General features: G+C 68.9%; 17 protein-coding genes. 5 read left to right on the top strand and 12 right to left on the bottom strand.

Going from position 1 to position 19,159, the window contains the following annotated elements:
- Window positions 1-5 precede the first annotated feature (5 nt).
- Genes A5745_RS15240 through yajC form a run of 6 tightly spaced genes read right to left on the bottom strand, consistent with a single transcriptional unit; the run spans window position 6 to window position 7,933 of the window.
- Window positions 6-2,396, bottom strand: coding sequence for a bifunctional (p)ppGpp synthetase/guanosine-3',5'-bis(diphosphate) 3'-pyrophosphohydrolase (locus A5745_RS15240; protein WP_371336960.1), 2,391 nt, complete (start codon window positions 2,394-2,396; stop codon window positions 6-8).
- A gap of 24 nt (window positions 2,397-2,420) precedes the next feature.
- Window positions 2,421-2,963 carry an adenine phosphoribosyltransferase gene (locus A5745_RS15235; protein ID WP_240563157.1) on the bottom strand — a complete coding sequence of 181 codons (543 nt, stop codon included), beginning with the start codon at window positions 2,961-2,963 and terminating at the stop codon, window positions 2,421-2,423.
- Between the two features lie 7 nt (window positions 2,964-2,970).
- Window positions 2,971-4,605, bottom strand: a complete 1,635-nt coding sequence (locus A5745_RS15230) for an ABC transporter substrate-binding protein (RefSeq protein WP_076117062.1) — start codon at window positions 4,603-4,605, stop codon at window positions 2,971-2,973.
- A gap of 25 nt (window positions 4,606-4,630) precedes the next feature.
- Window positions 4,631-5,905, bottom strand: a complete 1,275-nt coding sequence (gene secF / locus A5745_RS15225) for a protein translocase subunit SecF (RefSeq protein WP_076117026.1) — start codon at window positions 5,903-5,905, stop codon at window positions 4,631-4,633.
- 3 nt (window positions 5,906-5,908) lie between these two features.
- The gene (secD, locus tag A5745_RS15220) at window positions 5,909-7,546 is read right to left on the bottom strand and encodes a protein translocase subunit SecD (protein ID WP_076117024.1); all 1,638 of its coding nucleotides are present in this window, start codon (window positions 7,544-7,546) and stop codon (window positions 5,909-5,911) included.
- A gap of 57 nt (window positions 7,547-7,603) precedes the next feature.
- Window positions 7,604-7,933 carry a preprotein translocase subunit YajC gene (yajC, locus tag A5745_RS15215; protein WP_076064608.1) on the bottom strand — a complete coding sequence of 110 codons (330 nt, stop codon included), beginning with the start codon at window positions 7,931-7,933 and terminating at the stop codon, window positions 7,604-7,606.
- Between the two features lie 144 nt (window positions 7,934-8,077).
- Here yajC and gabT point away from each other — a divergent pair, with 144 nt between their 5' ends.
- Both gabT and car read left to right on the top strand, forming a co-directional pair.
- Window positions 8,078-9,427: a 4-aminobutyrate--2-oxoglutarate transaminase gene (gabT, locus tag A5745_RS15210; protein WP_076117022.1), complete on the top strand. Its 1,350-nt coding sequence runs from the start codon at window positions 8,078-8,080 to the stop codon at window positions 9,425-9,427.
- 126 nt (window positions 9,428-9,553) lie between these two features.
- Complete coding sequence (gene car / locus A5745_RS15205; RefSeq protein ID WP_076117020.1) at window positions 9,554-13,033, top strand: carboxylic acid reductase; 3,480 nt, start codon at window positions 9,554-9,556, stop codon at window positions 13,031-13,033.
- Window positions 13,034-13,066: 33 nt separating this feature from the next.
- Here the strand turns inward: car and A5745_RS15200 are convergent, their stop codons facing one another.
- The 6 genes from A5745_RS15200 to ruvC all read right to left on the bottom strand — a co-directional run bounded on the left by A5745_RS15200 (window position 13,067) and on the right by ruvC (window position 17,355).
- Entirely contained in the window at window positions 13,067-13,780 is a 714-nt protein-coding gene (locus tag A5745_RS15200; protein ID WP_076117019.1) for a hypothetical protein, read from the bottom strand.
- A gap of 71 nt (window positions 13,781-13,851) precedes the next feature.
- Complete coding sequence (locus tag A5745_RS15195; RefSeq protein WP_076117017.1) at window positions 13,852-14,238, bottom strand: DUF1304 domain-containing protein; 387 nt, start codon at window positions 14,236-14,238, stop codon at window positions 13,852-13,854.
- Between the two features lie 57 nt (window positions 14,239-14,295).
- A complete protein-coding gene (locus A5745_RS15190; RefSeq protein WP_076117015.1) occupies window positions 14,296-14,928 on the bottom strand; it encodes a hypothetical protein in 633 nt (210 codons plus the stop codon).
- A gap of 216 nt (window positions 14,929-15,144) precedes the next feature.
- Window positions 15,145-16,206 (bottom strand): Holliday junction branch migration DNA helicase RuvB, encoded by a 1,062-nt coding sequence (gene ruvB / locus A5745_RS15185; RefSeq protein WP_076117013.1) that lies wholly within the window; start codon window positions 16,204-16,206, stop codon window positions 15,145-15,147.
- Between the two features lie 4 nt (window positions 16,207-16,210).
- Window positions 16,211-16,804 carry a Holliday junction branch migration protein RuvA gene (ruvA, locus tag A5745_RS15180; RefSeq protein ID WP_076117011.1) on the bottom strand — a complete coding sequence of 198 codons (594 nt, stop codon included), beginning with the start codon at window positions 16,802-16,804 and terminating at the stop codon, window positions 16,211-16,213.
- A complete protein-coding gene (gene ruvC, locus A5745_RS15175; RefSeq protein WP_076064616.1) occupies window positions 16,801-17,355 on the bottom strand; it encodes a crossover junction endodeoxyribonuclease RuvC in 555 nt (184 codons plus the stop codon). The genes ruvA and ruvC overlap by 4 nt, the downstream gene beginning before the upstream one ends.
- 180 nt (window positions 17,356-17,535) lie before the next feature.
- Between ruvC and A5745_RS15170 the strand changes: the two genes are divergently transcribed.
- The 3 genes from A5745_RS15170 to A5745_RS15160 are packed head-to-tail and all read left to right on the top strand — an operon-like array spanning window position 17,536 to window position 19,097.
- Complete coding sequence (locus A5745_RS15170) at window positions 17,536-18,147, top strand: DUF4178 domain-containing protein (protein ID WP_076117009.1); 612 nt, start codon at window positions 17,536-17,538, stop codon at window positions 18,145-18,147.
- A gap of 9 nt (window positions 18,148-18,156) precedes the next feature.
- Window positions 18,157-18,669: a DUF2617 family protein gene (locus tag A5745_RS15165; RefSeq protein WP_076064618.1), complete on the top strand. Its 513-nt coding sequence runs from the start codon at window positions 18,157-18,159 to the stop codon at window positions 18,667-18,669.
- Complete coding sequence (locus tag A5745_RS15160; protein WP_076117007.1) at window positions 18,666-19,097, top strand: DUF4247 domain-containing protein; 432 nt, start codon at window positions 18,666-18,668, stop codon at window positions 19,095-19,097. Before A5745_RS15165 ends, A5745_RS15160 begins: the two co-directional genes overlap by 4 nt.
- Window positions 19,098-19,159 lie beyond the last annotated feature (62 nt).

Below are 19,159 nucleotides of genomic sequence, written 5' to 3'. Positions count from 1 at the left end.
CGCCTTTAAGCGGCAGACGTCACGCGGTACACGTCGTAGACGCCCTCGACATTGCGCACCACGTTGAGCAGGTGCCCGAGGTGTTTCGGGTCGCCCATCTCGAAGGTGAACCGGCTGATCGCCACCCGGTCACCGGAGGTGGTGACCGAGGCCGAGAGGATGTTCACCTTCTCGTCGGCCAGCACCCGCGTCACGTCCGAGAGCAGCCGGTGCCGGTCGAGCGCCTCGACCTGAATGGCCACCAGAAACACGGACGACGGCGACGGCGCCCAGAGCACCTCGATGATGCGCTCGGCCTGCTGCTGCAGCGACGCTGCGTTGGTGCAGTCGGTGCGGTGCACGCTCACCCCGCCGCCGCGGGTGACGAAGCCCATGATCTGGTCACCGGGCACCGGCGTGCAGCATTTGGCCAGCTTGGTCAGCACGCCCGGGGCTCCGGGAACGGAGACGCCGACGTCATCGGTACTGCGCGGGCGTCGCAGCATGGTCGTCGGCGTGGACCGCTCGGCCAGCTCCTCTTCGGCCTGATCGATCCCGCCGAGCTCGGCCAGCAGCCGCTGCACGACGTGGCGGGCCGACACGTGTCCCTCACCGATCGCGGTGTAGAGCGCCGACACGTCGGTGTAGTGCAGTTCGCGGGCGACGGCGGCCATCGACTCGCCATTCACCAAGCGCTGCAACGGAAGTCCGCCGCGGCGTACCTCGCGGGCCATCGCCTCCTTGCCGGCCTCCAGCGCTTCCTCGCGGCGCTCCTTGGCGAACCACTGCCGTATCTTCGTCTTGGCGCGCGGCGAGACCACGAACTGCTGCCAGTCGCGCGACGGCCCGGCGTTGGGCGCCTTGGACGTGAAAACCTCGACGACTTCCCCGTTTTCGAGCTTGCGCTCCAGCGCCACCAGGCGCCCGTTCACCCGGGCGCCGATGCAGCGGTGGCCGACCTCGGTGTGCACCGCGTAGGCGAAGTCCACCGGAGTCGACCCGGTCGGCAAAGTGATGACGTCCCCCTTGGGGGTGAACACGAAGATCTCTTGCACCGCAAGGTCGTAGCGCAGCGACTCCAGGAACTCGCCCGGGTCCGCGGCCTCCCGTTGCCAGTCGAGCAGCTGACGCATCCAGGCCATGTCGTCGATCTCGGCGGCGGCGTGCGGGTGCGGAAGTCCGTTGCGGCCCTTGGCTTCCTTGTAGCGCCAGTGCGCGGCGATGCCGTATTCGGCGGTGCGGTGCATGTCGCGGGTGCGGATCTGCACTTCCAGCGGCTTGCCCTCCGGACCGACGACGGTGGTGTGCAGCGACTGGTACACGCCGTATCTCGGCTGCGCGATGTAGTCCTTGAACCGTCCCGCCATCGGCTGCCACAGCGAATGCACCACGCCGACAGCGGCATAGCAGTCACGGATCTCGTCGCACAGGATGCGGATGCCGACCAGGTCGTGGATGTCGTCGAAGTCGCGTCCCTTGACGATCATCTTCTGATAGATCGACCAGTAGTGCTTGGGCCTACCCTCCACCGTCGCCTTGATTTTCGATGCGCCCAGCGTGTTGACGATCTCGGAGCGGACCTTGGCGAGGTAGGTGTCCCGCGACGGGGCGCGCCCGGCGACCAGCCGGACGATCTCCTCGTACTTCTTGGGGTGCAGGATCGCGAACGCCAGGTCTTCCAGTTCCCACTTGACGCTGGCCATACCCAGCCGATGTGCCAGCGGCGCAATGACTTCCAGCGTTTCGCGGGCCTTACGGGCCTGCTTCTCCGGCGGCAGGAAGCGCATGGTGCGCATGTTGTGCAGCCGGTCGGCGACCTTGATCACCAACACGCGGGGATCGCGGGCCATGGCGGTGATCATCTTGCGGATGGTCTCGCCCTCGGCGGCGGTGCCCAGCACCACGCGGTCCAGCTTGGTCACGCCGTCGACGAGATGGCCGACCTCCTCGCCGAATTCCTCGCTCAGCGCCTCGAGCGTGTAACCGGTGTCCTCCACGGTGTCGTGCAGCAGCGCGGCCACCAAAGTGGTGGTGTCCATGCCCAATTCGGCCAGGATGTTGGCGACCGCCAGCGGGTGGGTGATGTAGGGGTCACCCGAATGCCGCAACTGCGAGGCGTGGCGCTGGTCGGCGACCTCGAAGGCGCGCTGCAGCAGCTGGACGTTCGCCTTGGGGTAGATCTCCCGATGCACCGCCACCAAGGGCTCGAGCACGGGGTTGAGGGTGCTGCGCTGGGCGGTCATCCGCCGGGCCAACCGGGCGCGAACGCGGCGCGACGCGCTGCTGGGGGCCTTCAGAGTTTCGGCCGGCGGCTCCGGCGCCTCGGGAACCGGAGGCGGCTCCGCGGGCGTCTCTAAGGGCGCGTCAAGGGCTTGCGCCGCACCCTTGTCGTCCGCCACGGTGGTCACCTCCGACATCGAGGATATCGCGTAACCGCCAGGTTAGACGCAGCTCAAGCTGTGTACCGGCACGGGCGCAACCGCCTCGCGACCACCCAGTTCGACGAGTTCGGAGACGACGACCGCGGCGATGACGTTGGCCCCAGCCTGCTCGAGCAACCGCGTCGCGGCGGCGAGGGTGCCCCCGGTGGCCAGCACGTCGTCGATGAGCACGACATCGCGACCGTTCAGATCGATGCCGTCGGCGGGGATTTCCAGGACGGCGCTGCCGTACTCCAGGTCGTACTCCTCCGCGTGCAGCGGCGGGGGTAGTTTTCCGCCCTTGCGGATGGCCAGCACGCCGGTGCCCAACCGCTCCGCGACCGCCCCCGCCACCAGGAACCCGCGGGAGTCGACGCCGGCCACCAGGTCAGCACCGGCAGCGATCTCCGCCAACGCGTCGGTGATCGCGGCGAGCGCATCCCGATCGGCGAATAGCGGGGTGAGGTCCTTGAACTGGACACCGGGCTTGGGAAAGTCGGCCACGTTCCGGGTCAGCGAGGCGATGATCTTGTCCAGCAAAGTGTTCCCCCAGACGCTAGTCACCGCTCGTTTATTGTACTAGGGCCCATCTGTCCATGTTCCAGCCCGCCCCCCAGCGTGTCGGATTCGTGCTCACGGCATACGTTTTCTTCGACATCAGCAGCGTGCGCTGCTGGCGGTACAGGGGCAACGTCGGCAAATCGCCCCACAGCACCGGGGCGCTCTCCGCCAGCAACCTGATCCGCTCGCTGGGGTCGGCGGACACCGCGAGCGCGCCGATTATGCCGTCTATCTGGGGATTCGCGTAGCCGGACAGGTTGTTGCCGTTGCCGCTGTGCAGGTCGTAGGCGTCCATCGCCGACGACCCCGTCGAGCCGCTGCCCGCGGCGCCCCCGGTGCTCGCCAGCAACACGTCGATCTTTCCGTCCTTGAGCGCCTGGGGGCCGGGGCCGTCCAGGGTGGGGTTGACGACGGTGATACCGGCCGCGGCGCACGATTTGGTGATCTCCCCGATCGTGACCGCCAGCCGCGCATTGGGTCCGTGGTAGCCGATCCGCACCGTCAGCGGCGCGCCGTCCAGCGCAGCGCGCGCGGCGACAGCGTCCGCCTTGCCGTACGGCGCGGCCTCGGCGGCCCCGTCGCCGGCGGCGATGGCGTCGTCGGTGGCCGGGGACAGCCGCGAGTTGGCGATCGGCACGCCGGCGTCGTGCGCGATCGTGTCGCGCGGCGTGCACAGCGCTAGGGCCCGGCGCGCCTTCGCCTGCGCCAGCGGTCCCTGCGATGCGAAGATCAGCTGCTCGATGCCGGCCGACGGCGAATCGGTGCGCTGGTAGTTGTCCGGGGTGGCCAGCGTGCCCGACGACCCGGCCGCGACGTCGACCACGTCCACGCTGTGGTTGTTGACCCGGTCCTGGATGTCGGGAGCCTGCGGCGACACGGTGATCCGTTTGGTGATGGGCTTGGGGCCCCACCACCGGTCGTTGGCGACGAGCACCACGGCGCCGCCGTCCAGGACCGACTGGATCTTGTACGGCCCCGACGACGGGAAGCGCTTGAGGTCGACACCGGGCTTGAGGTCCCAGGTGGTGTTCCACAGCTTCGCGATCTGCGCGACCAGGCCCGCGTTGTTGTTCAGCAGCGCCGCGGTCACATCGCCGTTCAGCTGGTCGGCGATGACGTGCGACGGCATCATCGAGGTCGCCGTGAACAGTTGCGTGTAGTCGACGACGCTGCGGTCCGGGACGAACGACACGCGCGCCTTCTTCTGCCCGGGCGAGCACTCGATGTTGGCGATGTCGACGTAGCCGGCCTGGGTGGCGGCGTCGAACCCGGGGAACCGCCCGGATTGCGCCGCCCACGCCAGCACCAGGTCGTCGCAGGTCACCGGCTTGCCGTCGGAATAGACGGCGTTGTCGGCGATCTGGTAGTCGAGCACCAGCGGCGCGCCCCCGACCACCGAGATGGTGCCGAAGTCGTGATCGGCGACGACCTGGCCGTCGGGCCCGTGATAGCCGAAGCCGGTCAGCGTGCGAGCGAACGCCTGTGCGCCGGCCGACGCGGCGCCGACGACGGTGTTCGTGTTATAGGTGGGCAGGCCGCCGTCGACCACGTAGTCGATCTGCGACGCGGCGCTGCCCGAACAGGCGGTCAGCGTGCAAGCCGTCGTGAGGATCACGGCCAAAGCGGCGGCAGCCGACCCCCTCAGGCTCCCCCGGCCGCCCCACACGTGACTACCGCCGGCCGGCGTTTCGCTTGCCGGTCGGGCGCCGGGTACCGGTGGGACGCACCGGCCGCGCCCCCGGCGCCGGCTTGTTCGATGCGGGCTTGCTCGATTCCGCGGACGGCTCGGCCACCTCAGCCGCCTCGGCGCTCTCCTCGGCCGGCTCTTCGGCGGTGTCCTCGTGCGAGGGCTTGCGCCGCCGGACCACGCGACGGGTGTGGCCACGCACCAGCTCGGTGCGCTCGCGCAGCGAGACCAGCAGCGGGGTGGCGAAGAAGATCGACGAATAGGTGCCGACAATGATGCCGACCAGCTGCACCAGCGCCAGGTCCTTCAGCGTGCCCACGCCCAGCAGCCACACCGCCACGACCATCAGGGCCAGCACCGGCAGCACCCCGATCAGGCTGGTGTTGATCGAGCGCATGAAGGTCTGGTTGATCGCCAGGTTGGCCTGCTCGGCGAAGGTGCGCCGGGTGGTGTGCTGGAAACCGTGCGTGTTCTCCTCCACCTTGTCGAACACGATCACCGTGTCGTAGAGGGAGAACCCGAGGATCGTCAGCCAACCGATGACCGTGGCCGGGGTGACCTCGAATCCCACCAGCGAGTACACCCCGGCGGTGACGGCGAGGTCGAAACACATGGTCGTCAGCGCCGAGATCGCCATATAGCGCTCGTAGCGCACCGTGATGTACAGGCTGACCAACGCCACGAACACCACCAGCGCGATCAGCGCCTTGTCGGTGATCTGGTCGCCCCAGGTTTCCGACACCGCCGAGTCGCTGATGGCCTGCTTGCTGGGCTTACCGTCGGTGCCCTTGGGCTGGAACGTGTCGAACAGCGCGTTTCGCAGTTTCGACGTCTGGTCGTTGGACAGCGTTTCCGAGCGAATCTGCACCGTGGCCGACGCGCCGCTGCCGACGATGACCACCGATTCCGCGTCGCGGCCAAGCGTCTTCCGGAAGACATCGGACACCGCGGCGGCCGTCGCGGTGCCACGCGGCATCGACACGGTGGTGCCGCCCTTGAAGTCGATCCCAAAGGTGAAGCCGCGCAGGATGATGCTGACGATCGCGACCGCGACGATCGCGCCGCTGATCCCGTACCAGAGCCGACGGCGCCCGATCACCTCGAACGCGCCGGTCCCGGTGTAGAGCCGGGTGATGAAGCTGTGGTGCGGCAGCTGGGCGGACGCGCCGGACGTCAGCTCGACGGCACCCTCGGTGGCTTCGGTGATTTCGACCGCGTCCGTTTCCGTCTTGCTTTTGGGGGCCTTGGAGGCAACCATGCGCTATCCCTGTCCCGTCTTCACGTGCGACGCAGCCCGGCGTTCGCGGGCAACCTGCTGAACGGCCCCCAGGCCGTTGTACGCCGGCTTGGCCAGCGTCGGAGACTTGGACGCCAGGTATACCAGTGGCCAGGTCACCAAGAACACCACCACGAGGTCGAGGATCGTGGTCAGCCCCAGGGTGAACGCGAATCCCTTGACCTGGCCGATGGCCAGGAAGTACAGCACCGCGGCGGCCAGGAAGGTCACCGCGTTGCCGGACACGACGGTCTTGCGCGCCCGCACCCAGCCTCGTGGCACCGCCGATCGGAACGAACGGCCTTCGCGGATCTCGTCTTTGATGCGTTCGAAGAACACCACGAACGAGTCGGCGGTGGTGCCGATGCCGATGATCAGACCGGCGATACCCGCCAGGTCCAGGGTGTAGTTGATATATCGGCCCAGCAACACCAAGATCGCGAAAACCATTGCGCCGGAAGCGGTTAGCGACAGCGCCGTGAGCAATCCCAGCACCCGGTAATACAGCAACGAATACAGCAGCACCAGGACCAATCCGATCGCACCGGCGATCAGGCCCGCATGCAAGGACGTCAAACCCAGTGTCGCGGAAACCGTTTGGGCTTCCGACGATTCGAAGGACAGCGGCAGCGACCCGTACTTCAGCACGTTGGCCAGCTGGCGCGCGGTGGACGCGGTGAACGGCGGATCACCGCCGGTGATCTGGGTGCGTCCGCCGGGGATGGCTTCCTGGATCATCGGGGCGCTGACGACCTGCGAGTCCAGGGTGAACGCGGTCTGAGTACCGATATGGGCGGCGGTGAAGTCGGCCCACGTGTTTGCCGCAGCGGTCTTGAATTGCAGGTCGACGACGTAACCGAGCCCGCGCTGGTTCATCCCCGACGTGGCGTCCTGGATCTGGTCGCCGCTGATGATCGACGGCGCCAGCAGGTAGGCCATCTTGTGGTCGGTCGAGCAGGTAATCAGGGGCAGGGCCGGGTCGTCGTTGCCGGCCAGGAGGTCCTCTTTGTCGCAGTGTTTGGCCTGCACTTCCAGCGCGATCGTCTGAATGTACTGATTGGTGCTCTGCCGCAACGCTTTCTGGTCGGCGATGCGCTCGGCGAGATCCTTGCGCGGATCCGGCGGCGGTGGCTCCCCGGGCTGGCCCGGGGGCGCCGGCTGGCCGGGCACCGGCGGCGTACCGGCGGGCGGGGCCCCGGGCGGCATTCCGCCGGGCGAGGGCTGCTTCGGTTGGGCGCCCTGCGCCGGCACCGCGTTGAGCACCGGTCGGATGTAGAGCCGCGCGGTCTGACCCAGGTTGCGGGCCTCGTTGCCGTCGTTCCCGGGCACCGTGATGACCAGGTTGTCACCGTCGACGACGACCTCCGACCCGGAAACGCCCAGCCCGTTGACGCGCGCGCTGATGATCTGCTGCGCCTGCGCCAACGCCTCCCTGCTCGGGCGCGAACCGTCGGGGGTGCGTGCCGTCAGCGTGACGCGGGTGCCGCCCTGCAGGTCGATACCGAGCTTGGGGGCGGCCCGCTTGTCCCCGGTGAGAAATACCAGCAGATACACGCCGACGAGCAACAACAAGAAGACCGACAGGTAGCGGGCGGGGTGCACCGGCGCCGAAGACGATGCCACGTTCCTTCATATCTCCTTGCGAATCGGTTTCTACCCCGACAGAGCCTACGTGGCGCCCTAGGAATCCTCGGTCACCCGGTGATCGTCGGCGGAGTCCTCGTCGTCTTCGTCGTAGTCTTCGGCGTCCTCCGGCTCGATCCGGTCCCGGACGGCCAGCTTCATCCAGGTGGTCACGATGCCGGGCGCGATCTCGAGGTCGACGGTGTCGTCGGCGATGGCGACGACGGTGGCCTGCAGGCCGGACGTGGTGTGCACCCGGTCGCCGGGCTCCAATGACTCGTGCAGGTCGATCGTGGCTTGCATCGCGCGGCGCTGCCGCCGCGACGCGAAGTACATGAAGCCGCCCATGATGAGCAGGAACGGCAAGAACAAGACCAAACTATCCATCAACCCGTCTTTCGTCTCGGTATTTCTCTCGTAAGGGTCCAGTGTGCCCGTCCGGTCTGGCAGCTCACAGGTCGGCCGGGGTCTGGCTGACCAGATACGCTTTTGTTCGCGACGTGACACTCGCGCCGCGGTGAGGAGGACGTCGTGGCCAGCCTCGAGCAGACTCGTCAGCTGGTCACCGAAATCCCCGGTCCGGCATCGCTGGAACTGACCAAACGGCGCGCCGCCGCGGTGCCGCGGGGTGTCGGCGTCGCCATGCCGGTGTTCGCCGCCCGTGCCGGCGGCGGCATCGTCGAGGACGTCGACGGAAACCGGCTCATCGACCTGGGTTCGGGCATCGCCGTCACCACGGTCGGCAACTCGTCGCCGCGCGTCGTCGACGCCGTGCGCGCCCAGGTCGCCGAGTTCACCCACACCTGCTTCATGGTGACGCCCTACGAGCTGTACGTCGCCGTCGCCGAACAACTCAACCGGATCACCCCGGGATCCGGCGAGAAGCGCTCGGTGCTGTTCAACTCCGGCGCCGAGGCGGTCGAAAACTCCATCAAGATCGCCCGCTCCTATACCCGCAAGCCCGCGGTCGTCGCGTTCGACCACGCCTACCACGGGCGCACCAACATGGCGATGGCGCTGACGGCCAAGTCGATGCCCTACAAGAGCGGATTCGGTCCGTTCGCGCCGGAGATCTACCGGGCGCCGCTGTCCTACCCTTACCGGGACGGGCTGCTGGACAAGGAGCTGGCCACCGACGGCGAGCAGGCGGCGCAGCGCGCCATCAGCGTCATCGACAAGCAGGTGGGCGCGAAAAACCTGGCCGCCGTCCTCATCGAGCCGATCCAGGGCGAGGGCGGTTTCATCGTCCCGGCCGAGGGCTTCCTGCCGGCCCTGCTCGAATGGTGCCGCGACAACGAGGTGGTGTTCATCGCCGACGAGGTGCAGACCGGCTTCGCCCGCACCGGGGCGATGTTCGCCTGCGAGCACGAGGGCCCCAATGGTCTAGAGCCCGACCTGATCGTCACCGCCAAGGCCATCGCCGACGGGTTTCCGCTGTCGGCCGTGACCGGGCGCGCCGAGATCATGGACGCCCCGCATGTCGGCGGCCTCGGCGGCACCTTTGGCGGCAACCCCGTCGCCTGTGCCGCGGCGCTGGCCACCATCGAGACGATCGAGAGCGACGGCCTGATCGAGCGCGCCCGGCAGCTGGAACGATTGATGACCGAACCGCTGCTGCGCCTACAGGCCGCCGACGACCGGATCGGCGACGTGCGTGGCCGCGGCGCCATGATCGCCATCGAGCTGGTGAAATCCGGCACCGCCGAGCCCGACGCCGAGCTGACCGACAGGCTGGCCACCGCCGTCCACGCCGCCGGCGTCATCGTGTTGACCTGCGGCATGTTCGGCAACATCATCCGGCTGCTGCCGCCGCTGAACATCAGCGAAGAGCTGCTGACCGAAGGACTCGACATCGTCGTCCGGACCCTGGGCGAGCTCTAGCCCCTTCGTGTGGCATCTCACATGTCGGCCACGGCCATTGTGGAATACCTTTAGTTTAGCTAACGTTATGTCGGTCAGCGCAGCGTCGCGCACAGACCATTTCTCAGTCAGTACAGGGGAACTGTTATGTCGACTATTACCCGTGAAGAGTGGCTTGCCCGCCGCGTCGAGGACCTGACCGCCAACGACCCACAGTTCGCCGCCGCCCGACCGGACCCCGCCGTCGCCGCCGCGTTGGAGCAGCCCGAGCTGCGACTGCCGCAAATCGTCGCGACCCTGGTGGAGGGATACGCCGACCGGCCCGCGCTGGGCCGGCGCGCCGTGGAGTTCGTCACGGACCCGGCGAGCGGGCGCACCGTCGCCGAGCTGCTCAACCACTTCGACACCATCACCTATCGTGAGCTCGGCGACCGGGTCGGCGCGTTGGCACGCGCCTGGTCCACCGACTCGGTCCGCGCCGGCGACCGAGTCTGCGTGCTGGGCTTCACCGGCGTGGACTACACCACCATCGACATGGCGCTGGGCCAGATCGGCGCGGTGTCGGTACCGCTGCAGACCAGCGCGGCGCTCAGCCAGTTGCAGCCGATCGTGGCCGAGACCGAGCCCACCGTCATCGCCGCGAGCGTCAACCAGCTGACCGACGCCGTCGAGCTCGTCAGCACCGGCCCCGCACCCGCCCGGCTCGTCGTGTTCGACTACCACCCCGAGGTCGACGACCACCGCGACGCAGTGGCGGCGGCGCGCACCCGTTTGACGGACACGATCGTGGAGACGCTGGACGACGTGCTCGCCCGCGGCAACGACCTGCCCGCCGGACCGGTCGCCGCGCCCGACGACGACGATCTCCTGGCCCTGCTGATCTACACCTCCGGCAGCACCGGAGCGCCCAAGGGCGCGATGTACCCGCAGCGCAACGTGGCCAAGATGTTCCGCCGGTCGAGCAGGAACTGGTTCGGCCCCACCGCCGCGTCGATCACCCTGAACTTCATGCCGATGAGCCACGTCATGGGGCGCGGCATCCTCTACGGCACCCTCGGCAACGGCGGCACCGCGTACTTCGCGGCCAAGAGCGACCTGTCGACACTGCTCGACGACCTCGCGCTGGTGCGGCCCACCGAGATGAACTTCGTGCCGCGGATCTGGGAGACCATCTACGGCGAATACCAGCGTCAGGTCGACCGCGGGGCCGACGAAGCCGAGGTCATGGAGGACTTGCGCCAAAACCTGCTGGGCGGTCGGTTCATCTTCGCGATGACGGGATCGGCGCCCACCTCCCCCGAGCTCAAGGCGTGGGTCGAAGACCTACTGGAAATGCACCTACTCGACGGCTACGGCTCCACCGAGGCCGGCATGGTGTTGTTCGACGGCGAGGTGCAGCGCCCGCCGGTCATCGACTACAAGCTCGTCGACGTCCCGGACCTCGGCTACTTCGCCACCGACCGGCCCTACCCGCGCGGCGAACTGCTGCTGCTGACCGAGAACATGTTCCCCGGCTACTACAAGCGGCCCCAGGTGACCGCCGACGTGTTCGACGCCGACGGCTACTACCGCACCGGAGACGTCGTCGCCGAGGTCGCGCCCAACCGCCTGGTCTATGTCGACCGCCGCAACAATGTGCTCAAGCTCGCGCAGGGCGAGTTCGTCACCGTCGCGAAGCTGGAGGCGGTCTTCGGCAACAGCCCACTGGTCCGCCAGATCTACGTCTACGGCAACAGCGCCCACCCGTACCTGTTGGCGGTCGTGGTTCCCACCGAAGAAGCGTTGGCCGGCAACGACATTGCGGCGCTCAAGCCGCTGATTGCCGACTCGCTACAGGCCGTCGCGAAGGAGGCGGGCCTGCAGTCCTACGAGGTGCCGCGCGACTTCCTTATCGAGACAACGCCTTTCACGCTCGAGAACGGTCTGCTCACCGGCATCCGCAAGCTGGCGTGGCCGAAGCTGAAGCAACACTACGGCGATCGGCTGGAAGAGCTGTACGCAGAACTGGCCGAGGGACAGGCCAATGAGTTGAGCGAACTGCGCCGCAGCGGGTCCGACGCCCCGGTCCTGCAAACCGTGAGCCGGGCCGCGGCCGCGCTGCTCGGCGCGGCGACCACCGACCTGTCGCCCGGCGCGCACTTCACCGACTTGGGTGGAGACTCGTTGTCCGCGTTGACATTCGGCAACCTGCTGCGCGAGATTTTCGACATCGACGTGCCGGTGGGTGTGATCGTCAGCCCGGCCAGCGACCTGCAGGCCATAGCCGACTACATCGAAGGCGAGCGGCAGGGCACGAAGCGTCCGAGCTTTGCCACCGTGCACGGCCGCGACACGACCGAGGTGTACGCCAGTGACCTCACCCTGGACAAGTTCATCGACGGGGCGACGCTGGCCGCCGCGCCGACGCTGCCGCGGCCCAGCGCCGAGGTGCGCACCGTCCTGCTGACCGGGGCTACCGGGTTCCTGGGGCGCTACCTGGCGCTGGAATGGCTGGAGCGGATGGACCTCGTCGGCGGCAAGGTCATTGCGCTGGTGCGGGCCAAGTCCGACGAGGACGCGCGGGCCCGGCTGGACAACACTTTTGATTCCGACCCGGCGCTGCTGGCCCACTACCGGAAGCTGGCCGCGGACCACCTGGAGGTCATCGCGGGTGACAAGGGCGAGGCCAACCTGGGCCTGGATCCGGCGACGTGGCAGCGGCTGGCCGACACCGTCGACCTGATCGTCGACCCCGCGGCGCTGGTCAACCACGTGCTGCCGTATAGCGAGCTGTTCGGCCCGAACGCGCTGGGCACCGCGGAGCTGCTCCGAATCGCGTTGACCGGCAAGCAAAAGCCGTACACGTACGTGTCGACGATCGGCGTGGGCGACCAGATCGAGCCCGGGAAGTTCACCGAGGACGCCGATATCCGGACCATCAGCGCGACGCGGCGGATCAGCGACAGCTACGCCAACGGCTACGGCAACAGCAAGTGGGCCGGCGAGGTGTTGCTGCGCGAGGCGCACGACCTGTGCGGCCTGCCCGTCGCGGTGTTCCGCTGCGACATGATCCTCGCCGACACCACCTACGCCGGTCAGCTCAACGTGCCGGACATGTTCACCCGGACGATTCTGAGCCTGGTGGCAACCGGCATCGCACCCGGCTCGTTCTACGAGCTGGGGGCCGAGGGCAACCGGCAGCGCGCGCACTACGACGGCCTGCCCGTCGAGTTCATCGCCGAGGCCATCGCGACGCTGGGGGCCCAGAGCGCCGACCGGTTCGCGACGTACCACGTGATGAACCCCTACGACGACGGCATCGGGTTCGACGAGTTCGTCGACTGGCTGATCGACCCGGCCGTCGCCGGGTGCGCCATCCAGCGCATCGACGACTACGGCGAGTGGTTGCAGCGGTTCGAGACCGCGCTGCGCGCCCTGCCCGAAAAGCAGCGCAACGCCTCGCTACTGCCGCTGCTGCACAACTACCAGAAGCCCGACAAGCCGATCAACGGCTCGATGGCGCCGACCGATCGGTTCCGCGCGGCGGTCCAGGACGCGAAAGTGGGCCCGGACAAAGACATTCCGCACATCACGCCGCCGATCATCGCGAAGTACGTCAGCGACCTGCGGCTGCTCGGGCTGCTCTAAGGCCGCTGCTCTAAGGCCTCAGCTCGGGCGGCCTCAGCTCTGCGGATGGGGCCAGCGCAGATACGCGTTGGCCCCACCGGCCTCGGTGCCGGCGCGATGCCGCCGCCAGCCCTTGGGCTTCGGTCCGTCTTCGGCCGTCCGCGGCTTGGTGAACGCGCCCGAGGACACCTCGCGCGCCGGTTCCTCCAGCCCGGACATGTACACCGGCTCGCCGGCGGGTGCCGAGGCCGGTTCCGCGGGTCCGGCGAGTTCCGCCGGCTCCATGAAGGCCTCGACGTCGCTCGCCAACCGCACGGCCAGGCGCGCCAGCGCGATGCCGCTGATGAATACGATCAGCGCGCCCAGGCCGGAGAAGTACGACACCTCGAGCGCGGCCCGCTTGCGGTCGGTCGCGGCAATCGGATCCCCGGCCGACCCGATCCCCAGGAGCGGGGCGATCTGCCCCCCGATCACGAACCATGCCCCGGCAACGGCCGCCAGCCAGCCGCCGACGATCGCGGTCATGCGGTTTCCGGAAAAGATCAGCAGCAGGCCACCCAGGACGGTGGCGCCCCCCGGTAGCACCTCGAGCCAGCCCCGGGCCGAGGTCCATGCCCAATCTTGGTCGGGCGTGTAGGCGAAGTTGAAGCGTGGACCGACGAACGGTATCAACGCACCCCATGCACCCAGGACGACCAGGAGCAATCCGCTCACCGCGCCGCGCGAGCGGGGCATCCACAATGGGTGGCCGTTTAATGGGTGTTTCATTAGCTCTCCTCAATTGTCGCCGGGCTACTTCAGCAGGTGCCTGGATACCCCGCGTCGAGACGAAGTAACCGCTAAACGGCGAGACCGAGTGTGAGCAGCACCACAGCGATCACCGGAAAAGTGCCCTGCGTCAAGGCGGCGCGCGCCTTGTCCGGCGACGACAGCAGTAAGACGAGCGCGGCCGCAGCCATCGAGCCGACGCCCGCGAAAACCAGTGCGGCTCCAACGGCGTTGTGCCCCATGGCAATCGCGGCGATGCCGATGCCGCTGACCACCGCGAGGAACAGGTTGTAGAAACCCTGGTTGAACGCCAGCAGCTTGGTGGTCTCGGCTTCCTCGGACGTCGTCCCGAAGGTGGCCCGGGTGCGCGGCGAGGTCCAGGTCAGCGACTCCATCGTGAAGATATAGACGTGCAGCAGGGCGGCCAGGCCAGCGAACACCAGGGCGGCAGTGATCATCGCCGATGAACACTACCGACCTGGTGTCGCCGCGACTACCCTCAGCCGGTTAGGGCGCTAGGCGCCGACGTGGTGGTGCCGGCGGAATAGCCCACCACCGTCGTGACGGTGGAAAAGTCCACGCCCGCGGTGCCCGTCGGGCTCGGCCGCAACCGGTTCGCGTAATGGCTCCTCCTCGGCGACGGGCGCCGGTGCGGCCACGGCGACGTCGCGCGCGTGCCGGACCGCCAGGCGCGCCACGGCGGCGCCACCCAGGAACACGATCAACGCACCGAGACCGGTGAAGTACGTGACCTCGAGCAGGGCACGCTTCAGGTCGGTCGCCGCCGCCGGTTGGCCGACGTCGCCGATGCTCAGGGTCGATGCGAAAGCGCGGCCGACCACGAACCACGCGCCGGCGCAGACCGCCAGCCAGCCGCCGAACACACCGCTGGCGCGGTTACCGGAGAAGAGCACCAGCAGGCCGCCCACTGCGGCGGCCGCGCCGGGCAGCACCTCCAGCCAGCCTTTCGCCGTCCTCCACGTCCAGGCCGGGTCGGTCATGTACGCCCAATCGATGTTGGGTCCGAAGAACGGCACCAATGCACCCCAGGCACCCAAGAGGATCAAGAGCAGCCCGGTCAACGCGCCGCGGCTGCGTGGCATGTACAGCGCGCGGGGGCGTTCATAGTCAGCGTTCGTGTGCCTCATCTGAATCTCCTTCAACAGGCATTACTGCTGTGGGTTCGGATACCCGACGGCTCCTGGATGTAACCGGCGCGCGGCCACGGCTGCGTTTGCTGTGGCCGGTGTGACCGGCGCGCGCGCCCGCCGTCGCCGCAAAGCCCCAGCCAGCGGGCCTTCTGGCGGCGCCCCGGCGCGAAGGTCACGATTTGAACGCGAAATGCCCAAGCCGCCGGCGGCGAGCTAGTCGAAGAGCCCCGGTTGCCCCAGTCCGGTGACACCGGCCGGCGGGGTCATGCCCAGGTGCGTCCAGGCCTGCGCGGTCGCGACCCGGCCCCGCGGGGTGCGCGCGATCATGCCCGCGCGGACCAGGAACGGCTCGCACACCTCTTCCACGGTGGTGGCCTCCTCGCCGACCGCCACCGCCAGCGTCGAAACGCCGACCGGGCCGCCGCCGAAGCTGCGGGTCAGCGCCGACAGCACCGCCCGGTCCAGCCGGTCCAGGCCGAGCTCGTCGACGTCGTACACCTCGAGCGCGGACTTGGCGACGTCGCGAGTGATCACGCCGTCGGCGCGCACCTCGGCGAAGTCCCGCACCCGCCGCAGCAGCCGGTTGGCGATGCGCGGCGTGCCGCGCGAGCGCCGCGCGATCTCCGCCCCGGCCTCGGCGCCCAGTTCGATGCCCAGGATTCCGGCGGACCGGGCCAGCACCCGTTCCAGCTCGGCCGGCTCGTAGAAGTCCATGTGCGCGGTGAAGCCGAAGCGGTCGCGCAGCGGGCCGGTCAGCGCGCCGGACCTGGTGGTCGCGCCGACCAGGGTGAAGGGCGTGACCTCCAGCGGAATCGACGTCGCCCCAGGGCCTTTCCCGACGACCACGTCGACCCGGAAGTCCTCCATCGCGAGGTAGAGCATCTCCTCGGCGGGCCGGGCGATGCGGTGGATCTCGTCGATGAACAGCACGTCGTGCTCGACGAGGTTGGACAGCATCGCGGCCAGGTCGCCGGCGCGTTCCAGCGCGGGCCCCGACGTCACCCGCAGCGCGGACCCCAGCTCGGCGGCGATGATCATGGCCAGCGACGTCTTGCCCAGGCCCGGCGGGCCGGACAGCAGGATGTGATCCGGTGTGCCGCCGCGGTTCTTGGCCCCCTCGATGACCAGCTGCAGCTGCTCGCGCACGCGCGGCTGGCCGATGAACTCATTCAGCGTGCGGGGCCGCAGGCTGACGTCGATGTCGCCCTCGCCGAACGCGAGCGCGGGCGAAACCTCCCGGACCTCCGGGTCGGCGAAGTCGTCCTCGGCACTCATCGGCTCACCGGGCCTTACCCAGCAGCGACAGCGCCGCCCGCAAGGCCGACGACGTCGTCGCGTCGTGATCGCCGGCCAGCACGCTGTCGGTGGCCTCCTCCGCTTGTTTGGCCGCAAAACCGAGGCCGACCAGGGCCTCTACCACGGGGCTCCGCACGGCGTGGCCGTTGACCGCCGGGGCGGGCGCCGACCCGGCAATCGCGCCGATCTTGTCGCGCAATTCCAGCACCATCCGCTCGGCGCCGCGCTTGCCGATGCCCGGCACCCGGGTCAGCGCGGCGACGTCGCCGTCGGCCAACGCCTGCCGCAGCGCCGCGGCGTCGTGCACGGCCAGCGTCGCCATCGCCAGCCGCGGCCCGACGCCCGACACCGACAGCAGTGTCAGGAACAGATCCCGGGTCTCGGAGTCGGGGAACCCGTAGAGCGTCTGCGAGTCCTCACGCACGATCATCGCCGTGATCAGCCGGGCCTCGCTGCCCTGGCGCAGCGTCGCCAGCGTCGACGGCGTCGCGTTGATCCGGTAGCCGACGCCGGCGGCCTCGATCACCGCGTGATCGAGGGCCACCTCGAGCACCTCACCGCGCACCGACGCGATCATCGGGCGGCCTTCACTTTCGCGAGGTAGGCGCGGCGCTGGCGCGCGGCCACCGCCTCGGCCGCCGCCATCCGGGCGATCATCGGCGCCCGCCAGCAATGGCAGATCGCCAGCGCCAGCGCATCGGCCGCGTCGGCCGGTGTCGGTTTGGCTTGCAGCGCAAGGATTCTCGTGACCATGGCGGTGACCTGTGCTTTGTCGGCGGCCCCGTTGCCGGTGACCGCGGCCTTGACCTCGCTGGGCGTATGGAAGTGCACGTCGATGCCGCGTTTGGCGGCGGCCAGCGCGACGACCCCGCCGGCCTGAGCCGTGCCCATCACCGTCATCACGTTGTGCTGAGAGAACACTCGCTCGATGGCCACGACGTCCGGCCGGTGGGTGTCCAGCCAGTGGTCGACGGCCTCGCCGATGGCCAGCAACCGCTTGGCCAACGGTGCATCCGCCGGGGTGCGCACCACGTCGACGTCCAGCGCCACGACGTCTCGGCCGCGCCCGCTTTCCACGACCGACAGCCCGCATCGGGTCAGCCCCGGATCGACGCCCATCACGCGCATGCGCCCGCTCCCCTATATCGCGTACCGAACAGCTGTTCGATAGCCTAACGGGCGATACCGACCGCGCCGGGTAGGACACGCGGCACCGGTCACCGGGTCGTGTTGCGGCGACGGGCCCAGCGAAAGCTGTTAACTTAAAGCCCACATTCGCTGGACCGCCGCGGGCACGGAAGGGTATGCGTGGGAACACTGCTGGTCGTGATAGCCGCGGTGTTGTTCGTCGCGTCCATCGTGGTACTCGTCGTGGCGTTGCGGCGGCCCAAGCAACCGGCCGCGCGGCGCGGGCGCCAGGATCCGCTTTCCGCCGACGCGATGCCGCAGTTCGGGCCGCGCAGCCTGGGCCCCGGCGCCATCGTCAGCTACGGCGGCGTCGACTACGTGGTGCGCGGGTCGGTGACCTTCCGCGAGGGCCCGTTCGTGTGGTGGGAGCACCTGCTGGAAGGTGGCGACCAGCCGCTCTGGTTCAGCGTCGAGGAGGACGACGGGCGCCTGGAGCTGGTGATGTGGGTGACCCGCAAGGACGTGACGCTGCGGCCCGGCGACCAGTACGTGGTCGACGGGGTGACCTTTCACGAGTCGGAGCGCGGTCGCGCCTCGTACACCACCGAAGGCACGACGGGCCTGCCGGCCGGCGGTGAGATGGAATTCGTCGACTGCGCCAACGCCGACGAGAGCGTGCTGCTCTCCTTCGAACGCTGGGCACCGGACACGCCCTGGGAGGTATCCACGGGCAAGTCCGTGTCGCCCGGCGAGCTGACCGTCTACCCCGCGCCCCCAGCCCCCTCCCCGTAGGCGACGTCGGTGCCGCTTCATCAGCTCGCAGTGACTCCGGCGGACGTGTCCGGGAACAGGCTCGGACTGGCGCTCAACGCCCCCGCGCCGGACCCGTTGGCCAGCCATGCGCTGAACCATCCCGGCGGCGGCACCCTGCTGCTCGGAGTCCTCGGCGCATCGCACGTCGTCACCGTCGAGAAGGCCGGCAGCCGGTTCTCCGAGCAGGTCTCCTGCGCCGCGCGCAGCCACGGCGGCGGGCTGCCGGGGCACGCCGACGCGCCCGGCTACCGCATCGAGTCGCGGACCGACACCCGCGATGAGGCAGCGTTTCGCGAACTCGCGCACGAACTTCGCCGCCGCTGCGCGACCGAAACCGGTTGGCTCGGCGGAACCTTTCCCGGCGACGACGCCGCCCTGACCGCGCTGGCCGCCGAGCCCGACGGCGCCGGCTGGCGCTGGCAGACATGGCATCTCTACCCGCTCCGCCCGGTGGGGTCGGGCGGCATGGTGGTGCACACGGCGAGCCGGTGGCACCCATGAGCCGCAAGGGCCTGTTCTGGCTTTCCGGCGGCCTGGCCGTCGCGGCCATCGCGTCGCTGGTTTTCGGAATCGTGTTGCTGAACAAGGACATTGGGTCCTACGTCGCCGACCACTACCACGCGTACGCCACGGACGCCAGCGGAACGCGCTACCAGTGCAGCGGATCGCCCGACGACGTCGCCGACACGCTCGCCGACTACCAGGCACCCGACGCGCGCGCCGACAACGACAAGAGCGAATACCTGCGTTACAGCAACAACATCGTGATCGTCGGCCCCGACGGCAAGTATCCGTGCAGCATCCGCGTCGAAGGCTTGGGCGGCGGATACAGCCACGGAGCGTTCCTCTTCCTCGGCCCCGGGTTCAGCCCCGGGTCCCCCGCCCGCGGGGGCGGCGGGGCCCCCCGCGGCCCGGGCGGAACCCAGTAACGCCAAAACCCAAACAGCCAACGCTGGTGCGCGCCCGCGGGCTCGGGGTGTGGACCCCATGC

The organism is Mycobacterium sp. IS-2888, from assembly GCF_001954215.1.
In the GTDB taxonomy this organism is placed as follows: Bacteria; Actinomycetota; Actinomycetes; order Mycobacteriales; family Mycobacteriaceae; genus Mycobacterium.
The sequence above is the reverse complement of the archived record's forward strand: the minus strand, read 5'-3'. Positions and strand labels throughout refer to the sequence as shown.

Coding starts and splice junctions, on each gene's coding strand:
- car (WP_076117020.1), top strand. CDS start 9,554: ATGTCGACTATTACCCGTGAAGAGTGGCTTGCCCGCCGCGTCGAGGAC.
- ruvB (WP_076117013.1), bottom strand. CDS start 16,206: ATGAGTGCCGAGGACGACTTCGCCGACCCGGAGGTCCGGGAGGTTTCG.
- ruvC (WP_076064616.1), bottom strand. CDS start 17,355: ATGCGCGTGATGGGCGTCGATCCGGGGCTGACCCGATGCGGGCTGTCG.
- A5745_RS15160 (WP_076117007.1), top strand. CDS start 18,666: ATGAGCCGCAAGGGCCTGTTCTGGCTTTCCGGCGGCCTGGCCGTCGCG.
- yajC (WP_076064608.1), bottom strand. CDS start 7,933: ATGGATAGTTTGGTCTTGTTCTTGCCGTTCCTGCTCATCATGGGCGGC.
- A5745_RS15195 (WP_076117017.1), bottom strand. CDS start 14,238: ATGATCACTGCCGCCCTGGTGTTCGCTGGCCTGGCCGCCCTGCTGCAC.
- ruvA (WP_076117011.1), bottom strand. CDS start 16,804: ATGATCGCGTCGGTGCGCGGTGAGGTGCTCGAGGTGGCCCTCGATCAC.
- secF (WP_076117026.1), bottom strand. CDS start 5,905: ATGGTTGCCTCCAAGGCCCCCAAAAGCAAGACGGAAACGGACGCGGTC.
- A5745_RS15190 (WP_076117015.1), bottom strand. CDS start 14,928: ATGAGGCACACGAACGCTGACTATGAACGCCCCCGCGCGCTGTACATG.
- A5745_RS15240 (WP_371336960.1), bottom strand. CDS start 2,396: ATGTCGGAGGTGACCACCGTGGCGGACGACAAGGGTGCGGCGCAAGCC.
- A5745_RS15200 (WP_076117019.1), bottom strand. CDS start 13,780: ATGAAACACCCATTAAACGGCCACCCATTGTGGATGCCCCGCTCGCGC.